Annotated in this window: 17 protein-coding genes, 1 pseudogene and 2 riboswitches; of the genes and pseudogenes, 16 read left to right on the forward strand and 2 right to left on the reverse strand. The window is 39.4% G+C overall.

Going from position 1 to position 18,625, the window contains the following annotated elements; genetic code table 11:
- Positions 1–123 precede the first annotated feature (123 nt).
- From V7161_RS26060 to V7161_RS26075, 4 genes are all read left to right on the forward strand, one after another.
- Complete coding sequence (locus V7161_RS26060; RefSeq protein ID WP_335715717.1) at positions 124–429, forward strand: iron-sulfur cluster assembly accessory protein; 306 nt, start codon at positions 124–126, stop codon at positions 427–429.
- A gap of 125 nt (positions 430–554) precedes the next feature.
- Positions 555–2,270, forward strand: coding sequence for an ABC transporter ATP-binding protein (locus V7161_RS26065; RefSeq protein ID WP_335715718.1), 1,716 nt, complete (start codon positions 555–557; stop codon positions 2,268–2,270).
- A 119-nt stretch (positions 2,271–2,389) separates the two neighbouring features.
- A complete protein-coding gene (locus tag V7161_RS26070; RefSeq protein ID WP_335715719.1) occupies positions 2,390–3,139 on the forward strand; it encodes a Cof-type HAD-IIB family hydrolase in 750 nt (249 codons plus the stop codon).
- Between the two features lie 108 nt (positions 3,140–3,247).
- Positions 3,248–3,448: a cold-shock protein gene (locus V7161_RS26075; RefSeq protein WP_223587819.1), complete on the forward strand. Its 201-nt coding sequence runs from the start codon at positions 3,248–3,250 to the stop codon at positions 3,446–3,448.
- A 59-nt stretch (positions 3,449–3,507) separates the two neighbouring features.
- Here V7161_RS26075 and V7161_RS26080 read toward each other — a convergent pair whose 3' ends face one another.
- On the reverse strand, positions 3,508–3,699 hold the full coding sequence (locus V7161_RS26080) for a hypothetical protein (protein WP_335715720.1): 192 nt from the start codon (positions 3,697–3,699) through the stop codon (positions 3,508–3,510).
- Positions 3,700–3,957: 258 nt separating this feature from the next.
- Here V7161_RS26080 and katA point away from each other — a divergent pair, with 258 nt between their 5' ends.
- The 12 genes and pseudogenes from katA (at position 3,958) to V7161_RS26140 (ending at position 16,400) form a co-directional block, all read left to right on the forward strand.
- On the forward strand, positions 3,958–5,418 hold the full coding sequence (gene katA, locus V7161_RS26085; protein ID WP_335715721.1) for a catalase KatA: 1,461 nt from the start codon (positions 3,958–3,960) through the stop codon (positions 5,416–5,418).
- 131 nt (positions 5,419–5,549) lie between these two features.
- The gene (locus V7161_RS26090; protein WP_335715722.1) at positions 5,550–6,773 is read left to right on the forward strand and encodes a CapA family protein; all 1,224 of its coding nucleotides are present in this window, start codon (positions 5,550–5,552) and stop codon (positions 6,771–6,773) included.
- Between the two features lie 98 nt (positions 6,774–6,871).
- Positions 6,872–7,396, forward strand: a complete 525-nt coding sequence (locus V7161_RS26095) for a CBO0543 family protein (RefSeq protein ID WP_335715723.1) — start codon at positions 6,872–6,874, stop codon at positions 7,394–7,396.
- 145 nt (positions 7,397–7,541) lie between these two features.
- Positions 7,542–8,006: a GyrI-like domain-containing protein gene (locus tag V7161_RS26100; protein ID WP_335715724.1), complete on the forward strand. Its 465-nt coding sequence runs from the start codon at positions 7,542–7,544 to the stop codon at positions 8,004–8,006.
- 92 nt (positions 8,007–8,098) lie between these two features.
- A riboswitch (FMN riboswitch) is annotated at positions 8,099–8,245 on the forward strand.
- 125 nt (positions 8,246–8,370) lie between these two features.
- Positions 8,371–9,030 (forward strand): riboflavin synthase, encoded by a 660-nt coding sequence (ribE, locus tag V7161_RS26105; protein WP_335715725.1) that lies wholly within the window; start codon positions 8,371–8,373, stop codon positions 9,028–9,030.
- A gap of 12 nt (positions 9,031–9,042) precedes the next feature.
- A pseudogene (gene ribB / locus V7161_RS26110) lies at positions 9,043–9,648 on the forward strand (3,4-dihydroxy-2-butanone-4-phosphate synthase); the annotation flags it as partial.
- Positions 9,649–9,769: 121 nt separating this feature from the next.
- Positions 9,770–10,240, forward strand: a complete 471-nt coding sequence (gene ribH / locus V7161_RS26115) for a 6,7-dimethyl-8-ribityllumazine synthase (protein ID WP_335715726.1) — start codon at positions 9,770–9,772, stop codon at positions 10,238–10,240.
- 57 nt (positions 10,241–10,297) lie between these two features.
- Positions 10,298–10,488, forward strand: a riboswitch (cobalamin riboswitch).
- A 131-nt stretch (positions 10,489–10,619) separates the two neighbouring features.
- Positions 10,620–12,425, forward strand: coding sequence for a DUF4430 domain-containing protein (locus V7161_RS26120; RefSeq protein WP_335715727.1), 1,806 nt, complete (start codon positions 10,620–10,622; stop codon positions 12,423–12,425).
- A gap of 46 nt (positions 12,426–12,471) precedes the next feature.
- Positions 12,472–13,212 (forward strand): DUF4430 domain-containing protein, encoded by a 741-nt coding sequence (locus V7161_RS26125; RefSeq protein ID WP_335715728.1) that lies wholly within the window; start codon positions 12,472–12,474, stop codon positions 13,210–13,212.
- 17 nt (positions 13,213–13,229) lie between these two features.
- The gene (locus V7161_RS26130) at positions 13,230–14,108 is read left to right on the forward strand and encodes an energy-coupling factor transporter transmembrane component T (protein WP_335715729.1); all 879 of its coding nucleotides are present in this window, start codon (positions 13,230–13,232) and stop codon (positions 14,106–14,108) included.
- A complete protein-coding gene (locus V7161_RS26135; RefSeq protein ID WP_335715730.1) occupies positions 14,090–15,706 on the forward strand; it encodes an ABC transporter ATP-binding protein in 1,617 nt (538 codons plus the stop codon). Before V7161_RS26130 ends, V7161_RS26135 begins: the two co-directional genes overlap by 19 nt.
- A gap of 1 nt (position 15,707) precedes the next feature.
- Positions 15,708–16,400, forward strand: coding sequence for an ECF transporter S component (locus V7161_RS26140; protein ID WP_335715731.1), 693 nt, complete (start codon positions 15,708–15,710; stop codon positions 16,398–16,400).
- Between the two features lie 42 nt (positions 16,401–16,442).
- Here the strand turns inward: V7161_RS26140 and V7161_RS26145 are convergent, their stop codons facing one another.
- Positions 16,443–18,533, reverse strand: a complete 2,091-nt coding sequence (locus V7161_RS26145) for a transglycosylase domain-containing protein (protein WP_335715732.1) — start codon at positions 18,531–18,533, stop codon at positions 16,443–16,445.
- Positions 18,534–18,625: the final 92 nt, after the last annotated feature.

The raw sequence follows: 18,625 nt of genomic DNA on the forward strand, positions 1-18,625 counted from the left end.
ATGGAATAGTTTGGAAATATCATTCCACAGCCTTAATCATTGTTGAAAAATGGCTTGAAATTGTCTATTTTAGAATAATAATGAGATAATGTTAATACTACATAGAAGAAGGAGACAGTTACGATGAAAGTCAAAATTAATCGAATTGCAGCTAAAGCATTGAAAAAAATGATGGATGTGGAAGAAGCAGAAGGAAAAATGTTCCGAGTGTACGTCACCAGTATTCATGGAGATCATGCGCATTATGATTTAATGCTTGATACGCCAACTGGAAATGATGAAGTGGTTAAAACCGATAAGGATATTGATTTTATACTCGATAAAAATGATGAGAACTTGGATGGCGTATGGATTCAATACTTCCAAGTGCCAAAAGAGGAATGGGTCATTACCAATCCATCAAAAGGCAGCCATCACCATCATCATTAAAAAAAGGAGCACTTGGAGAATTTCCAGGTGCTTTTTTTCTTGTTCTTATTTTCAAAAAACTTGAAATTGTTCATAATTTTTTCATATAATCCTATTATTGCCACTTTTGAATAAAGGAGAATAGTATGATTCGGCGTTTCTTTTCTTATTATTTACCCCACAAAAGGCTATTTATTTTGGATTTTAGCAGTGCAGTGGTGGTAGCGGTCTTAGAATTAGCTTTTCCGCTCGCGGTTAAATGGTTTATCGACGTACTGCTGCCTGGAGGTGATTGGCCATCCATTGTTTCGGTAAGTATTGGATTATTCGTCCTTTATCTATTAAGTACGTTTCTGCAGTTTGTCGTCAATTATTGGGGGCATAAGCTCGGAATTAATATTGAAACGGATATGAGGCAAGAACTATTTGAGCATGTGCAGAAGCAATCGTTTCGCTTTTTTGACAATACCAAAACCGGGCATATAATGAGCAGGATAACAAATGACTTATTTGATCTCGGAGAACTTGCCCATCATGGGCCTGAAGATGTCTTTATTGCCGTTATGACGTTCATCGGGGCATTCTGGATTATGCTTACCATAAACGTAAAGCTGGCCCTCGTTTCAATTTTAATTCTTCCGTTATTAATCTTACTTGTGGTTGTTTGTAATTTGAAAATGAACAAGGCGTGGGGGCAAATGTATTCCAGCATCGCTGATGTTAATGCCCGCGTTGAGGATAGTGTTTCCGGAAGCCGTGTCGTTCAATCCTTTACAAATGAAGAATTTGAGATTGCTAGATTTAAAAAAAATAATCACAGATACCGCTCCGCTAAACTTGGGGGATACCGAGTGATGTCCTTCAGTCTATCAGGCATTTACATGATGACAAGACTGATTACGATTATCGTATTAGTTTACGGTGCGTGGTTAAGCTTTTCAGGTAAGCTTTCCTATGGAGAGCTGGTCGGTTTTGTCCTCTATGTCAATGTCCTTTTTAAACCTATTGATAAAATCAGTGCAATTATGGAATTGTATCCAAAAGGAATGGCTGGATTTAAACGGTTTATCGAGTTAATCGATGATGAGCCGGATGTAAAAGATATTGATGAAGCCGTTAGTGTTTCTGCTCTTAATGGCAATATTACCTTCAATGAAGTTTCATTTCGCTATGACGAGCACAAATCCGTCCTAGAAAATATTAATCTAAACATATGTGCTGGTGAGACCGTTGCCTTTGTCGGTCCATCTGGTGCTGGGAAAACAACGATTTGCTCGCTGATTCCAAGATTCTATGATGTTAACAGTGGCGCTATTTGCATCGATGGACTTGATATTCGAAATATGACAAAAAAATCATTGCGGTCACAGATAGGCATTGTTCAACAAGATGTATTTCTTTTTACAGGAACACTCCGTGAAAATGTTGCCTATGGAAGACAGGAGGCAACTGATGAGGAAATTGCAGAAGCTGCCCGCCAGGCCCATCTTGAAAAATTTATCGCTTCCCTCCCGGACGGATACGAAACACAAATTGGGGAAAGAGGTTTAAAGCTTTCCGGTGGTCAAAAACAACGAATTGCCATTGCCAGGTTGTTCCTGAAAAACCCGCCAATTTTAATATTGGATGAAGCAACTTCGGCGCTTGATACAGAAACCGAATTAGTCATTCAAGAAGCTTTGACAAAACTTGCGCAAAATCGTACGACATTGATCATTGCCCATAGGCTGGCAACGATCCGAAATGCCGACAGAATCATCGTCGTGACTGAAGAAGGCATTGCTGAAGAGGGACGTCATGATGAACTGATTGACCAGGGAGGGATTTTTGCCAATCTCCACCGTGTGCAATATCAGCAATAATTTGAGACTGCGATTTTGTCGCAGTTTTTTATAACATACTGTGGAGAACTTTGATTTTTATTCACAAAAAGTGTTTACTTAAACAATGAAAACATTTGAAAGGGGAAGGTTATATCGTAATGGCTACTGACATTAAACTGATTGCTCTGGATATGGACGGGACACTTTTAAACAAAAAAGGAAAAATATCAGAAGGAAATAGGCAGGCAATTAAGGAAGCACAAGAAAAAGGCATTTTTGTAGTTCTAAGCACTGGTCGTTCCTTGCTCACCAGCAGGGAACACGCGGACTCTCTTGAACTCACATCGTATTTGGTTACTGTAAATGGCAGTGAAATATGGGATGAAAAACGGGAAATCGTCGAAAGAAATCTTGTTAAATCAGAGCTTATTGAGTGGATGTGGGAGTTGTCTAAACAGCATAAAACAAAGTTCTGGGCAATCAGCACGGAACGCAATTGGCATGATGAAATGCCTGAGGATTTACATACAAAGGAATGGTTAAAATTTGGCTTTCATATCGATGATGATGCAACAAGAGATTTTATAAAAAATGAATTAGAGGCAAAGGGGGAGTTTGAATTAAGCAATTCCACCCTAAAAAACATCGAGGTAAACCCAACTGGAATCAATAAAGCAAAAGGACTCAAAATTGTCTGCGAGCGCCTAGGGATAGAAATGAATCATGTTATGGCGGTCGGGGATAGTTTAAATGATATGGCGATGATTAAAGAAGCTGGACTTGGGGTGGCAATGGGGAATGCTCAAGATGCCGTTAAAGAAGCTGCCGATTGGGTTACAACAACGAATGAAGAGGATGGAGTAGCCAAAGCGATTCGAAAATGGGTCCTATCAAATACAAATATTTAAATATTTTGGTAAAGAATTGTATAGGAAGAAAAAGGATTGGTAAAAATAATCAAGCAAGTATAATTTGCAAAATAATGTTATAGCTACATGCTAGGAGGCTACAAAGAAATGGAAACAGGTAGAGTAAAATGGTTTAACGGTGAAAAAGGTTTTGGATTTATTGAGCGCGAAGGCGGCGACGATGTATTCGTTCACTTTTCAGCAATTCAAGGTGAAGGCTACAAAACCTTAGATGAAGGTCAAGAGGTTACGTTTGAAATCGAAAATGGACAACGTGGACCACAAGCGGTTAACGTCCGTAAATCATAAGTAACAATAAAAAACAGACTCAGTAATCTGAGTCTGTTTTTTATTGTCTTTGCCTTTCATTAGACACCCATTTTTCTGCGCGAGTTGCTTACTTTTTTTGTTTGCTGGCTCTTTAGTTTTTTAGTAGCTTGGGAGCCATTCAAATTCGCATTATCAGCGGCTGCCTTATTCTTTTTATTTTCAAGCTGCTGTTTCATTGCCTCTTGTAAGCTGATTTTCTTTTTTTGTGTTTCTTGACTAGAATCAGACATATTAGCCTCCTATAAATGGTGTTAAGTACAGTATAATCTATTTTTTTACATATTAATATTTCCTAAATACAATTTTTTTGACGTTATTTCTTAAATTTGGAATAACGTCCTTTCTTTTTAAAGCTATGTAATTGTTGGTACATGTTATAAAATTAATAATCAATATTAATTTATAATTATTATAAATTAATATTGATTTTAATAAAATTTATATTATAATTTAGTCAATGGTTCAAAAATTGTTAAAGAGGTGATCAAATGAGTAATGAAAACAAACATTTAACAACAGGAACTGGAGCACCAGTTGGTGATAATCAAAATTCAATGACAGCAGGGTCTCGGGGACCAACATTAATCCAAGATGTCCATCTTCTTGAAAAATTGGCGCATTTTAACCGGGAGCGAGTACCTGAGCGTGTTGTTCATGCAAAAGGGGCCGGTGCGCATGGATATTTTGAAGTAACAAACGATATGTCAAAATATACAAAAGCTAAGCTTTTTAACGATGTTGGAAAGAGAACACCAATGTTTATCCGATTCTCAACTGTTGCTGGTGAATTAGGTTCTGCTGATACCGTTCGTGATCCACGGGGCTTTGCGGTGAAGTTTTATACAGAAGAAGGAAACTACGATCTAGTCGGAAATAATACCCCAATTTTCTTTATTCGGGATGCAATTAAATTTCCTGATTTTATTCATACACAAAAAAGAGACCCGAAAACCCATTTGAAAAATCCAAATGCGGTATGGGATTTCTGGTCGTTGTCACCTGAGTCCCTTCACCAAGTCACATATTTAATGGGAGATCGCGGACTTCCAGCAACATTAAGACATATGAATGGCTACGGCAGCCATACCTTTAAGTGGGTCAATGCAGAGGGTGATGCAGTTTGGGTGAAATATCACTTTAAGACAGAGCAAGGTGTAAAAAACATGGCTGCAGATGTTGCAGGTAAATTAGCAGGCGAAAATCCTGATTATCATACTGAAGACTTATTTAAAGCAATTGAAAACGGCGACTTCCCTGCCTGGAGATTGCAAGTTCAAATTATGCCATTTGAAGATGCCTATAAATACCGCTTTGACCCATTTGATGTAACAAAGGTTTGGTCTCATAAGGATTATCCATTGATCGAAGTAGGACGTATGGTGCTTAATCGCAATCCTGAGAACTATTTTGCAGAAGTGGAGCAGGCAACCTTCTCGCCTGGATCAATGGTACCAGGAATCGAGGCATCACCAGATAAAATGCTTCAAGGGCGTATATTTGCCTATTCAGATGCTCATCGATACCGCGTTGGAGCGAACCACAATCTATTGCCGATTAACCGTCCAAAGGTAGAAGTGAATAACTATCAACGTGACGGTGCGATGCGTTCCGACAATAATGGCGGGGGTTCCATTTATTATGAGCCGAACAGCTATAGCGGACCAAAGGAAGCGCCAGAACATAAGCAAACAGCCTTCCAGGTTTCGGGGGCAGCTGAACAAGTGACATACGATCAAAACGATCATTACACTCAAGCTGGTGATCTTTATCGACTCATGTCTCAGAACGAACGGACACGTTTAGTAGAAACGATCGTTGGGGCAATGAAGCCTGTTGAAAGAGAGGATATTAAGCTCCGCCAAATCCAGCATTTCTACAAAGCTGACCCAGAATATGGTGAGCGGATAGCAAAAGGGCTTAATCTGGCCATTCCCCAGGAAGTTAAATAAATCTATTAAACTAGTAAGGCCGTTCAGTTACTGAACGGCCTTTTACAACTAAAAATATCAAAATTCTACAAAATATGACAATGTTTTCTCTGTTCTCCAATTAAACTTATTCATAGACAGGGGGAAGAGAATTGTTTAAATATAGAATTTTGATCACCATGTTGATTTTTATAGTTGGTCAAGTACTATTAGATTCAACGGCCTATGGCAAACAATACATAACCAACGAAAATAAATCGTTTTTCAATTTTTATGCAGATAAGATTTTTGAAAGAATTAATAACCAAGTTTCTGCAAAGGATAGGAAACTTTCCTATTATGATCAACTCTTGGCTCTACAGCGAACACCCTACAATATCTCAGTAAATCAGAAGGCAGAGTCGACACTCATTAAGGAACCAATTCGGTTAACGTTTGCCGGGGATACGATGTTTGATTGGTCAGTAAAGCAAACAGTCAAACAAAAAGGAGCGGATTATCCTTTTGAATTTATAAAAAGGGAACTTGCTTCTAGTGATTTAAGCGTAGTCAATCTGGAGACATCCATTACCACTGGAGGGACGAAGCAAAGGAAACAATATACCTTCCGTTCAGACCCAATTGCGTTATCAGGACTAAAGAACGCAGGTTTTCAACTCGTTAGTCTTGCCAATAATCATTCGCTTGATTTTGGGCTGCAAGGTTTTACGGATACAGTCGCCAATTTGAAGCAATATCAATTGGATTATGTTGGCGGTGGAATGAACAAAGATGAAGCGTATTCAGCCCAATCCTATAGCATCAAAGGGAAAATAGTTAAAATACTGGCATTTTCGAAGGTTCTGCCTGACTTTAGCTGGGTAGCGACAGCTTCAAAACCCGGTCTAGCGAATGGTTATGATATCAGTTTGATTAACCGCACCATTCAAACAGAAAAAGAGGACGCCGATTATTTATTTGTGTTTATCCATTGGGGCATTGAAACGAAGCGCTCACCCGAACCCTTCCAGCGAGAATGGGCAAAGTTAATGATTGATGCAGGTGCGGATGGGGTCATTGGAAGTCATCCCCATGTGCTTCAAGGCTTTGAATATTATAAAGACAAACCGATAGCCTATTCACTCGGAAATTTCCTTTTTCCTAACTATATAAAAGGGAATGCAGCGCAAACGGGTGTATTACACTTGGATATAAAAAATGAAAAAATTGGGATGACTTTTGTTCCTTATCGTATCTCGAACGATCAAATTGTAAAACAAAATGATCGGGAACAACTGACTGTATGGAATGAACTTCAACGACTATCCTTCGGTGATTTGCAGATTAAAAATGGAATGATTAAAGATCCGAATAGCGTTGCAGATGCAGGAAACTAGTGAAGCAGAGGAATATTATTTACCTCTGCTTTTTCATATCATAAATTTACAATTTACTGGAAAAAATACAGGTAATTAGAAAGTGAAGGAGCAACTATGTGAATCTGAACGTAATATATGGGGCCATTTTTATTTTTTCAGCGATAAAATGGGGGGATTGGAAAAATTGGGGGGCCTATTACCCTACTTTTCTTTTCTTGATGGTTGGGGATTTGGTGTATCAGTTTTTATTTTTTAAACATAGCATGTGGGAATATGTTCCAATTGGAAGCGATAAATCATGGGCAAAGCATACGCATATTGCTTTCTTAGTTATGTTAATAAAATATCCTGTTACGATCAGCATATTTCTAGGTCATATGCCGAAGACGGCTTGGAAAAAAATTATTAATATCCTCGCTTGGACACTTATCTATACGATAAATGAATACACAGATTTGAAATTAGGTGCATTAATCCATAAAAATGGCTGGAATTTATGGTGGTCTGCATTTTTTAGCTTTGTTATGTTTTCCGTGTTGGCTGTCCACTATAAAAAACCATGGTTAGCTTGGATCTTATCAGCGATATATGCTACTTTTCTATGGAACATTTTTAATGTTTCACAAGATATTTTGAAATAATTTCTTTTGCAGGCAACCTAGAACATAGGTTGTTTTTTTAATGGAAATTTTTATGAAATATTATATTAGCCGAATTACTAAGCAGGAATTTGAGTACTAAATTTAGAATATTAATAATATGATGATTTTTAAAGGGGGGATTAGCTTGGGAATCCAAGTAGTAGAAAAAGAAGAGATAAAAGTAGTTGGAATTTCTTGGAGTGGAACCTATTCAGATGGTGAGATCATTCCAAGTCTATTTAAAATGATGGAGAATCGCTTAAGTGAAGTGCCCAATCAAACGGTAGAACCAGTGTTGATTGCGCCATTTCATAGCAGGGAAACGGAGTTTACCTATTATGTCACGAAACCAGTAGAAAAAATTGAAACCATCCCTGAAGGCATGGTTGGATTTTCTATCCCGCGAAAAAACTATGTCGTCGGGGTCCATAAGGGCAATCAAGAGGAAGTTAAGAATACATACCTTCAAATGTTCGAATGGATGAAAGAATATGGCTATGAACAGGATCACTATGCATTAAGTTTAGAAGTATATAAAGAAGAACATAAACAACAAAATGCGAATGGAGATCTCCATTTTGAAATTTACTTACCTGTGAAAACCTATTAAAACAATAGGACATTATAGGATTTTTCTGAAATTAGGAGTCATTTCCCTTTACTCTTTTATTAAAGTATACTACTATAGAAAGTATATTTTAATAATTCCTTCGGGGTAAGGTGAAATTCCTAACCGGCGGTGATGAAGCGACGCTTCTTAGTCCGTGACCCGGTTAACGTACTCGTTAAACGGTGGATCTGGTGAAATTCCAGGGCCGACAGTTAAAGTCTGGATGGGAGAAGGAAAAAAAAACAGGATTATGAAAAGGGCAAAAATTGCCTGTTTCTAAGCCTTGCTTTCCTATTGTCTTTAATTACCCCTGAAGAGAAACTTCTTCAGGGTTTTTTGTATTCCTTTATAAAGGAGAAGAAAAATGTTTACCGGAATTATTGAAGAAATTGGGTCTATCTTAAATATTCAGAGGTCAGGAGAGTCGTTTGTCCTAACCATTGCCGCGAAAAGAATTCTTGAAGACGTAAATCTTGGAGATAGTATTGCTGTTAATGGAGTATGCCTGACTGTGACCTCCTTCACGGCAAATCGCTTTACTGTTGACGTAATGCCGGAAACCGTTAGAGCGTCGAGTTTAAATATGGTTAAACGTGGTTCTAACGTCAACCTTGAAAGGGCAATGGCCGCTGGAGGAAGATTTGGCGGTCACTTCGTCTCAGGTCATATTGATGGGACAGGAATCATTAAAAGTAAGAAAGCATTCGAAAATGCCGTATATTATGAAATTGAAGCAGACCCCGAATTATTAAGATATGTCATTGAAAGAGGATCAATAGCAGTTGATGGGACCAGCCTTACCGTTTTTGGGGTTTCCGAAAATCGCTTTACCTTATCTTTAATCCCGCATACCCTTGGTGAAAGTATAGTGGGGCAAAAAGGCTCTGGTGATATCGTAAATTTGGAATGCGATATGATTGGTAAGTACGTGGGACATTTTATGAATAATCTTGGAAAAAATAATCAGCACAAAAGTAGTGGAGGGATATCCGCTAAATTTTTAGAAGAAAACGGGTTTTTCTAGGAGGGATTTATCGTGTTTGATACGATTGAAGCAGCTATAGCAGATTTAAAAGAAGGTAAGGTTATTATTGTTTGTGATGACGAGGGACGGGAGAATGAAGGAGATTTTTTGTCACTTGCTGAAAAAGCGACACCTGATGTCATAAATCTTATGGCTACCCATGGTAAAGGCCTTATATGTGTTCCAATTGATGAAGAATTAGCACAAAAGCTGGAGCTAGATCCGATGGTTTCTAAAAACACGGACCCGCATGGAACCGCCTTTACGGTAAGCATTGACCATAAATTTTCAACAACAGGTATATCAGCATTTGAACGCTCAGCTACTGTTCTAAGCATGATTGCTCCGGAATCAAAGCCTGAAGATTTTAAGAAGCCAGGGCATATTTTTCCGCTTGTTGCAAGAAATGGCGGGGTTCTTAAACGAACAGGACATACCGAAGCGGCCGTAGACCTAGCTAAACTATGCGGCTCAGCCCCTGCGGGAGTCATTTGCGAAATAATGAATGAAGACGGAACGATGGCACGTGTCCCAGAACTTCGTAAAATTGCTGATAAACTAGGGGTAAAAATGATTACCATTGAAGATTTAATTAAATACAGAAAGAATAAGGAAAAAGATACAGCAAACCATTTCTAAAGAAATAAATGTTTTAAAGATATTGTTGATTAGAGCTCCTGTAGCGGAAATCAACAACTAAGTTTATCGCACCAAGTAAATAAAAAATGGAGGAATTAAGATGGGACATATTTTTGAAGGAAATTTAGTTGGTTCAGGTTTAAAAATTGGAATCGTAGTTGGACGTTTCAATGAATTTATCACAAGCAAATTATTAAGCGGTGCGCAGGATGCACTAAAACGGCATGGTGTAAGCGAGTCTGATGTTGACGTTGCCTGGGTTCCGGGCGCATTTGAACTGCCGTTAATTGCCCAAAAAATGGCGAACAGCAAAAAGTATGATGCTGTCATCACACTAGGAACTGTTATTCGCGGTTCTACTCCACATTTCGATTATGTTTGTAATGAAACCGCAAAAGGAGTATCTCGTATTAATTTAGACAGCGGCGTGCCAGTTATATTTGGCGTATTAACGACTGATTCGATTGAACAGGCGATTGAGCGTGCGGGTACGAAAGCCGGCAATAAGGGCTGGGAAGCAGCAGCAGGAGCAATTGAGATGGCTAACCTTTGCCGAAACCTTGAGCAATAATTCGTTTAAAACCATATACAAACCAGTCAGCGGTTTACTATAATAGAAATAACATAAAAAAATGATGAAAAAACAGGTGCTAAAGTCTAATTTTTTTGATCTAAGCTTAAAAGGGAAGTTGGAAAGAGCCAACGCGGTCCCGCCACTGTAAATGGGAGCAACCTATAAAATGTCACTGTCAAATAGATGGGAAGACATAGGAAGCGATGACCATGAGCCAGGAAACCTGCCTGTTTTAAACACCAAAAGCCTACGCGGATAGGAGTGTGTTAAAATAGAATTTTTTCGTATTTCTATTTTGGTACATAGCACTCCTCCTTTTTGGGGGATTTTTTTATGTCAAAAATTTTAAGATTAGTAGAAGGGGAGAGAAATGAGAATGTTAGAGAGAAAGAATTTATGGCTGGCACTGTTGCTTGTATTCACACTTATCACAAGCGGCGTTCAGACACCTGTTTTTGCTGCTGACCCTGGAAAACAAGGGACTATTACCGTGATAGGGGCAGATGAAACAAATCCGGTCCTGCCTGAAACATCTGTTTCATTGGCTGAAAACGAAACAGCAACGCAAAGTTTAATTAGTGCTGTTGGCGAGAGCAACGTTGAATTTACTGACACTACATATGGAAAAATGTTAACCGGTATTAATGGAGTAAAGGCGGAAGGCAACAATTTTTGGGCTTTTTACATTAACGGTGTTTCTGCTCAGGTAGGATCGGATTCCTATATCGTTCAAAATGGCGATAAATTAACTTTCCAATTAAAAGACTGGACTAAGCCTGTAGAAAATAAAGTTTCACTAAAAGTAATGGACAATCAGAAAAACGTTGTTAAGGAATTACCTGAAATTGAAATTATCGGTCACCCTAATGCTTTTCAGCTATTACAAGTCGCGCTTGGCGTTGAAAATGTCGGATATACCGATACCCAATATGGAAAAATGATCACATCTTTAAATGGCATCAAAGCAGAAGGTAACAATTATTGGGGATTCTATGTAAACGGAGAAATGGCATCCGTAGGTGCTGAAGGGTACTCCCTTCAGGCAGGAAACCAAATCAGTTTTCAGTTAGAGTCTTTTCAACCGGATCCAGGGACAGGCGGCAATGGCGAGCCCACCACAAATCCACCGGCTGGAACGATTTCAGATGCTACTCTTCAAGGTGCAGTCGATTCAGTGAGTGACTATGTATTAAAGTCGCAAATTGGCGAATGGGAAGCCATCGCCCTAAAGAAAGCTGGAAAAACGATTCCTGCCAACTACCTTGATTCCGTAAAATCGCTAGTAAAAGAACGACAAGGTAAGTTTACTAGAATTACTGATGTAGAACGCTATGTGCTTGGGATTCTTGCAGCAGGGGGCGACCCTACTAATGTTGAAGGATACAACCTCGTTGAATCCATTTATAATGGCAATGTCACTAAACAGGGATTGAACGGTGTAGCCTACGCACTGATTGCTTTAGACAGCGCGGATTTCACAGTGCCAAATTCGGCACAATGGACTAGGGAAAAGCTCGTAACCCATTTAATTGAAAGACAAAACGCTGATGGCGGCTGGGCTTGGGATGAAAGCACAACAAGTGACATTGACACGACTGGGATGATTCTAACTGCTCTGGCACCTTATAAAAATCAGGCAGGAGTTAAAGAAAAAGTAGATAGCGCGATTCAATATTTAAATTCGCAATATCAAAACGGTAAAATTGATAATAGCTCAACCGCTGCACAAGTGATTATTGCCCTTTCTGCTTTAGGGATAGATGCAAATGGTACCCAATTTACTAAAGGTAACAGCAGTTTGTTCCAATTTTTCTTATCTTTCCAAAATGCCGATGGCGGTTTTGATTGGCAAGGCGGAGACACGAGTGACGTATTTACAACCTCACTAGCATTTCAAGCAGTAGTTGCCTATCAGCTATATTCAAAAGGAAATGGTGCACTGTATAAAATGGCATTAGCAGAACAAAAACCTGATGAGGTGGAAACACCACAGCCGGAAACACCCCAGGTAGAGCAGCCAGCCGTTCAGACGCCAACACCTGAAGTTCAACCTACCAGTCAAAAAGGCCACAAGCTTCCAAATACAGCTTCAAATATGTATAACTTATTAGCATTGGGATTATTTTTATTAATGTTTGGCAGCGTATTATACATGATCCAAAGGAAACGTAAGGCATTATAATTCCTTGCCCCCTCTTTAGGAGGGGGCGGATGGGGAGGGCAACAAGATGAGAATACTAAAATCTGCATTATTAATCTTTATTATTCTAGTAGCCTTTAGCTTAATTGGCTGCAGTCAAAGTTCGGACAGTTCGAAGGAAGCGAAAAATGAAAACAAAAAGACTGTTGAAGTAAAAAAGGAACAACAAGACTCTAAAGTTGTTGAAGAGCAGAAAACGGTGCAAGTAAAAGAGAATGAGACTAATACTTCCGTTCCGACAAAAGAAAAACAACCAGAGCAAGCAGCTCCAAAAGCTAACTCAACGACACAAACTGCCCAAACTAGCCAGCCGAAAACAACACCAAGTACACCCAACAAGACAACCACTCAGCCGGCAAAAACGAGCGGTACGTCGAGTTCAACTCAGCAAAGTAAACCACCTGCCGCTGCCACGACAGCAAAACCAAATACACCAACTCAAACGCCAAAACCTGTCACTTCCGTTACTCTTTCTATCATTGGCCCAAAAGACCGCGGGACCATTCTTGGAGCAACGAAGGTTAATTTTAATGATGGAGATACTATTTTTGATATCATCTCACAGGCGACAAAAAAACAAGGAATCACTGTCGATTCGCGGGGAAGCGGGGCAACGGCCTATATTGAAGGAATTGACAATATTTATGAATTTGATTATGGTGCTAAGAGCGGCTGGGTTTTTAAACACAATGGTGCTAGTATTACTAAAAGCATAGGTGTCATAAAGGTTAAAGATGGTGATCGGATTGAATGTTATTACACGGAATAATTTAGGAGGGAATGGGAATGAAAGAGCGATTTGAGAAATTTCATCCTTTCATTCCCTTCCTCTTTTATGTTGGGGCAGTTTCTCTTTTACTTCTTTTGCTGCATCCGTTCTATTTGGGGGTAGGCTTATTGCTTATCCTCATCATAAACTTTTTTCATGATCGTTTCCAAGGGCTTAAACGTTGGTTATTTCTGATCATAACAAGTTTCATTCTCATGATCGTAATCAATCCTCTTTTTAATGAAAGAGGAAGGCATCTGTTATTTGAAGTTGGGCAGCATCGAGTTACATTTGAAGCCGTTGTTTATGGCGGGATGAATGCTCTATCCATCATCGGTGTTATTGCCGTCTTTGTTTCCTATAACGTGATTATGACACCAAATAAGCTGCTGTTTTTATTTGCAAAAATATTACCGCAATTTGCTGTCCTTTTAATGCTGACCCTTCGCTTTATTCCGCTGATGAGGCGAAGGCTGGAAGAAATTTCAGTCGTCCAAAGGAGTAAGGGGATTTCTGTGAATCAGGGAAAATGGAGTACCCGAGTCAAAACAGGTATGCTTTACGTGCAAGCTCTATTAACCTATTCTCTCGAGGAAGCGATTCAAACGGCGGACTCCATGAAAGCAAGGGGCTACGGAAATGGGCCGCGTTCATCCTACGAATATTTTAAATTTAAGAAAACAGATGCAGTGGCAGCGGTTTATCTTGTAGGATTATTTGTGTTTATACTATTTAACAGGGTACACGGTTTAGGTTATTTAACCATTTATCCAATCATGGAAACCTGGCAGCTTTCGACGATGGATACTTTTGTACTTGTTGGTTACATACTGTTTTTAAGTTTTCCAATAATCATTGAAGCAGGTGGATTATTCCGATGGCGTATATTGAATTAAACAAAGTTACATTTTCCTATCCAGATTGCTTTGAACCAGCCATAAGGAATTTATCCTTAAAAATAAATAAAGGTAAATTTGTAGTGCTTTTCGGGTCTTCCGGATCTGGAAAAAGCACTTTATTAAGGTTGTTAAAAAAAGAAATTCAGCCCCATGGTGTTCTGAATGGGGAGATTTCGATTAATGGTGCGCCAATACAGGAGACAACAGGGCTGTCAAAGGAAATAGGTTTTGTTTTTCAAGATCCAGAAAATCAAATTGTAGCCGACGATGTCCTTCATGAGCTTGTATTTGGATTAGAAAATATAGGACTGAAAACAAATGAAATGAGGAACCGCCTGGCTGAAATGGTCCATTTTTTTGGAGCGGAGTCCTTGCTCCACCGGAAATCCCATGAGCTTTCAGGCGGGAAAAAGCAGCAGATAAATCTTGCCTCTGTTCTATTAATGCAGCCCGATATTTTATTATTGGATGAACCAACTGCACAGCTCGACCCCGTTAGTTCACGGGAGTTTTTAGATATGCTTAAGCGGTTGAACGAGGAATTTGGCATGACGATTATCATGGCAGAGCATCGCTTGGAAGAAGTATTTACCCTTGCAGATGAAATAGTCATGATGGAAAAAGGGCAAATCCTATTTAATGGGGAACCAAGAGAGGTTCTTCCGCAAATTTGGAACTCTAAAAATCAAGCTTTTGTACCTACTATCCCGCGCTTATTTTTAAGCCATAAGGGTACGGGTATGGTCCCTTTAACTGTAAAGGAAGGACGAAATTGGGTTCAGGAATCGAGCGCGTTCTTTTCAGAAGAATCCAAAAAGATGGAGTATCCAATTGGTGACGAACGAATTGGCTTAAAAAACCTTTCTTTTCGTTATGATAAGAAAAATGATTTCATATTAAATGACTTGGACTTTAGCCTGGCTAAAGGTGAATTTTATGCCTTGTTAGGCGGAAATGGCTCTGGGAAATCTACATTTTTAAAGGTATTAGCTGGATTAGTAAAGCCTGAAATGGGAAAGGTTTTAGTTAACAAGAAGAAAACGAAAATCATAAAGAACATTGAATTGATAAATTTAATCGGCTATTTACCACAAAATCCAAAACTGTTTTTTATACAAGATTCGATAGAAAAAGAAATCCAATACACCATGAAGCATTGGGAATTAAACAATGTTGATGAAGTAGATACCCTGCTAAACAACTTAGGAATTAAACATCTAATATCGAGCCACCCCTTTGATCTAAGCGGCGGAGAACTGCAAAAAGCTGCATTAGGGTGTTTGCTGATAAGAAAACCTGAGATACTGTTACTCGACGAGCCGACAAAAGGGTTGGATCCCATTTCAAAACAGAATTTAGCCGATATTCTCCAATCCCTTCATTCTGAAGGTATGACGATTCTGATGTCGACACATGATGTAGAATTTGCTGCTCAATATGCAACGAAATGCGGGATGATGTTTCAGGGCAAGATTACATCCGAGGATGTACCCAGCGAATTCTTCAAAGGTAATTTCTTTTATACAACCATGCTGCAAAGAATTGCCCGTGATTTACAAAATCGGGCTGTTCAGACGGTCAGCGAGGTACAATAGGATGCGCAACTTCAAAAACATCTGGGCTATTGTTTTTTTGTTGCTTGCCGGGATCTTGCTATATTTAACGATGAGGTTTGAGAACACCTATTTATGGATAAGTTTTGGAATGGTATTTATTTCAATTTTGTTTTTCTTCGTTCGGTTTGAAAGTAGGAAAGTAGAACCGAGAGAAATTGTCCTTTTGGCCGTATTAGCGGCTATTGCTGCAGTTGGTCGAATTCCCTTTGCCAGTATCCCCAGCGTCCAGCCAACGACTTTTGTCATTATGATGGCAGGATTTGTTTTTGGTGCGGAAAGTGGTTTTATAATAGGGGCCGTCGCAGCCCTGGCATCAAATATGATATTAGGCCAAGGTCCCTGGACACCGTGGCAGATGGCTGCTTGGGGTTTGGTTGGTTTGACGGCAGGGCTTGTGCGAAAAACAAAGTTCATGAATATGAAATCTGGCCGGGTATTTTTTGGAATCATCTGGGGTTATTTGTTTGGCTTGATTATGAATGTATGGGGGTTCTTAGCTGTTACACAGGCAGAAAGTCACATAACGATTAAGTCGTTTCTAATTTACTTTGGTGGAAGTATCCTTTTCGATACATTTCATTCTGTATCAAATGTGATCTTTTTACTTATTTTTGGTGATATCTGGATTAAAATTTTATCAAGATTTAAAAGAAAATATGGATTGTTAGAATAATGAAGAAAAATAGCACGCTGATTGCAGCGTGCTATTTTTTTATTACTTGAGTTTTTCCACTAATGAATTAACTGCTTCTCCTATATTGTAAAGTGCACTATCCAATGCTTTTTTCCATGCCGGGGCATGTTCTTTGATTGAAGCACCAATCTTTTGGGCATTTTCATTTAATTCCTGACCAATTTCTTTGGCCTGATCATTAATGCTTTTTTTGATATTTTCTTTTCCGGCCAGCTTGGCGTTTATAGAAACGACCGCAAAGTTATCTTTTGGAAGATAGCGCTGTGATTCCAGCATGATTTCCCTAAAAATCGGAACCACATTGGCTGAGCTTGCACTCGGCAGGTAATGCTGCCGGTCTGTCTGGTCATAGCCCAACCAAATAGCCCCTACAAGGTTTGGCGTGTAGCCAACCATCCATTGATCCTTCGTTCCATTTACATTGGCGAAGGGAAGCTGGGTTGAGCCTGTTTTTCCGGCAATTTGCATTCCAGGGATATGTGCTCGCTTTCCTGTTCCAGTTTCCACCACATTTAAGAGCATCGAAGTAATCTCATTGGCGACAGATTTTGAAGTGACTTTTGTCGTTTTCGCTTCTCGCTCCGCGATAATATTCCCCGTTGGACCGACAATTTTTGTAATCAAATGGCTGTCCTGCCGCTTTCCGCCATTTGGGAAAGCTGAAAAAGCATTAGCCATTTGTAAGGGCGAGACGCCCTTACTCATTCCTCCAAGGGCGATAGCCAGGTTTCGATCTTCCTTTTCAACAGGTATTCCAAACCGTTTTAAGGAATCAATCCCTTTATTTAAGCCCACTTGATCAAGCAGCCAAACGGCAGGAATATTCAACGATTCTTCCAAAGCCTTATACATCTGAACCTTGCCTTGGTAGTTTTTTGAAAAATTTTCCGGTTTGTAATTACCGAACGTCATCGGCTCATCGACAAGCTCGGATGAATAGTCATAGCCATTTTCAAGCGCAGGTGTATATACGGCAAGTGGTTTGATCGAGGACCCAGGCTGTGCCTTTAATTGAGTCGCTCGGTTAAAACCGCGAAAAACGTGTTCACCCCGGCCGCCGACAAGGGCACGGACACCACCTGAGGCAGGGTCCATTAATACCGAACCACTTTGAACCAATGTATTTCCACTTCCTCTAGGGAATAATGAGTTTTTACTATATACTTTTTCAAGTCCTGCCTGGAGGTTCTGGTCCATTTCAGTGTAGATTCTGTACCCTCTCGTTAAAATTTCATCCTGGGTTAATCCATACTTGGAAATCGCTTCATTCAAAACAGCATCGACATAATAAGGGTATTTACGGTCAACAAAGCTTCCTCCGCCGTCATGAAGACGGATTTTTTCCTTTTTGGCCTGATTATACTGGGTAGTGTTGATAAACCCTAATTCCTTCATTTTGGCCAATACTACATTTCGCCGTTTCATCGACAGGTCATAGTTTTTATACGGGTCAAGGTAATTAGGTGCGTGTAATAGCCCTGCAAGCATGGCAGCTTCGCTGACGCTGATGTCCTTGATATTTTTATTGAAATATTTCTTTGAAGCGTTTCCGATTCCCCATGCGCCGCTGCCGAAATAAACTTGATTGAGGTACATTTGTAGAATTTCTTCTTTTGTATAAACCTTTTCAATTTTTACAGCTAAAAACAATTCCTCAGCTTTTCGCTTATAGGTACGTTCCGGTGATAAAAGGGCATTTTTCGTCAGCTGCTGGGTCAGCGTGCTGCCGCCCCCAGTAATCCTTCCTGCAAAAAGGTTTCCAAAAAAGGCACGAGCGATTCCTTGTACATCAAAGCCGCTATGCTCATAAAAACGTTCATCTTCAATGGCCACTACGGCATTTGGCACATATTTTGGCAGTTCTTCAATTTTAACGCCTTGCGTTCGATTTGTTGCGACGTTGCTTGCCACTTTGCCACTTTTATCATAAATAACGGTCGGCTGGCTTAAACCTTCCTTTAGGGATTGAACATTCGCCCTTGTAGCAAGCCAACCAAAGTAACAAATGGTTACGAGAACCACAACAAGAATGGTTAATAAAAAAATTTGAGTTAAATGTCTCTTTTTCCAAAAGCGAACGATTATCTCCCAAAGCAGATGTAACTTATCCATTTTATCTCCTTACTTTCAAGGGATTTTTGATTTCTTTATTATAATTATTCTTTTGGAAAAAGACCAATAAAAGCATTAAACAACCATAAAAA

Origin of the sequence: Neobacillus drentensis, from assembly GCF_036965425.1 — a bacterium.
Lineage (GTDB): Bacteria > Bacillota > Bacilli > Bacillales > Cytobacillaceae > Neobacillus > Neobacillus drentensis_F.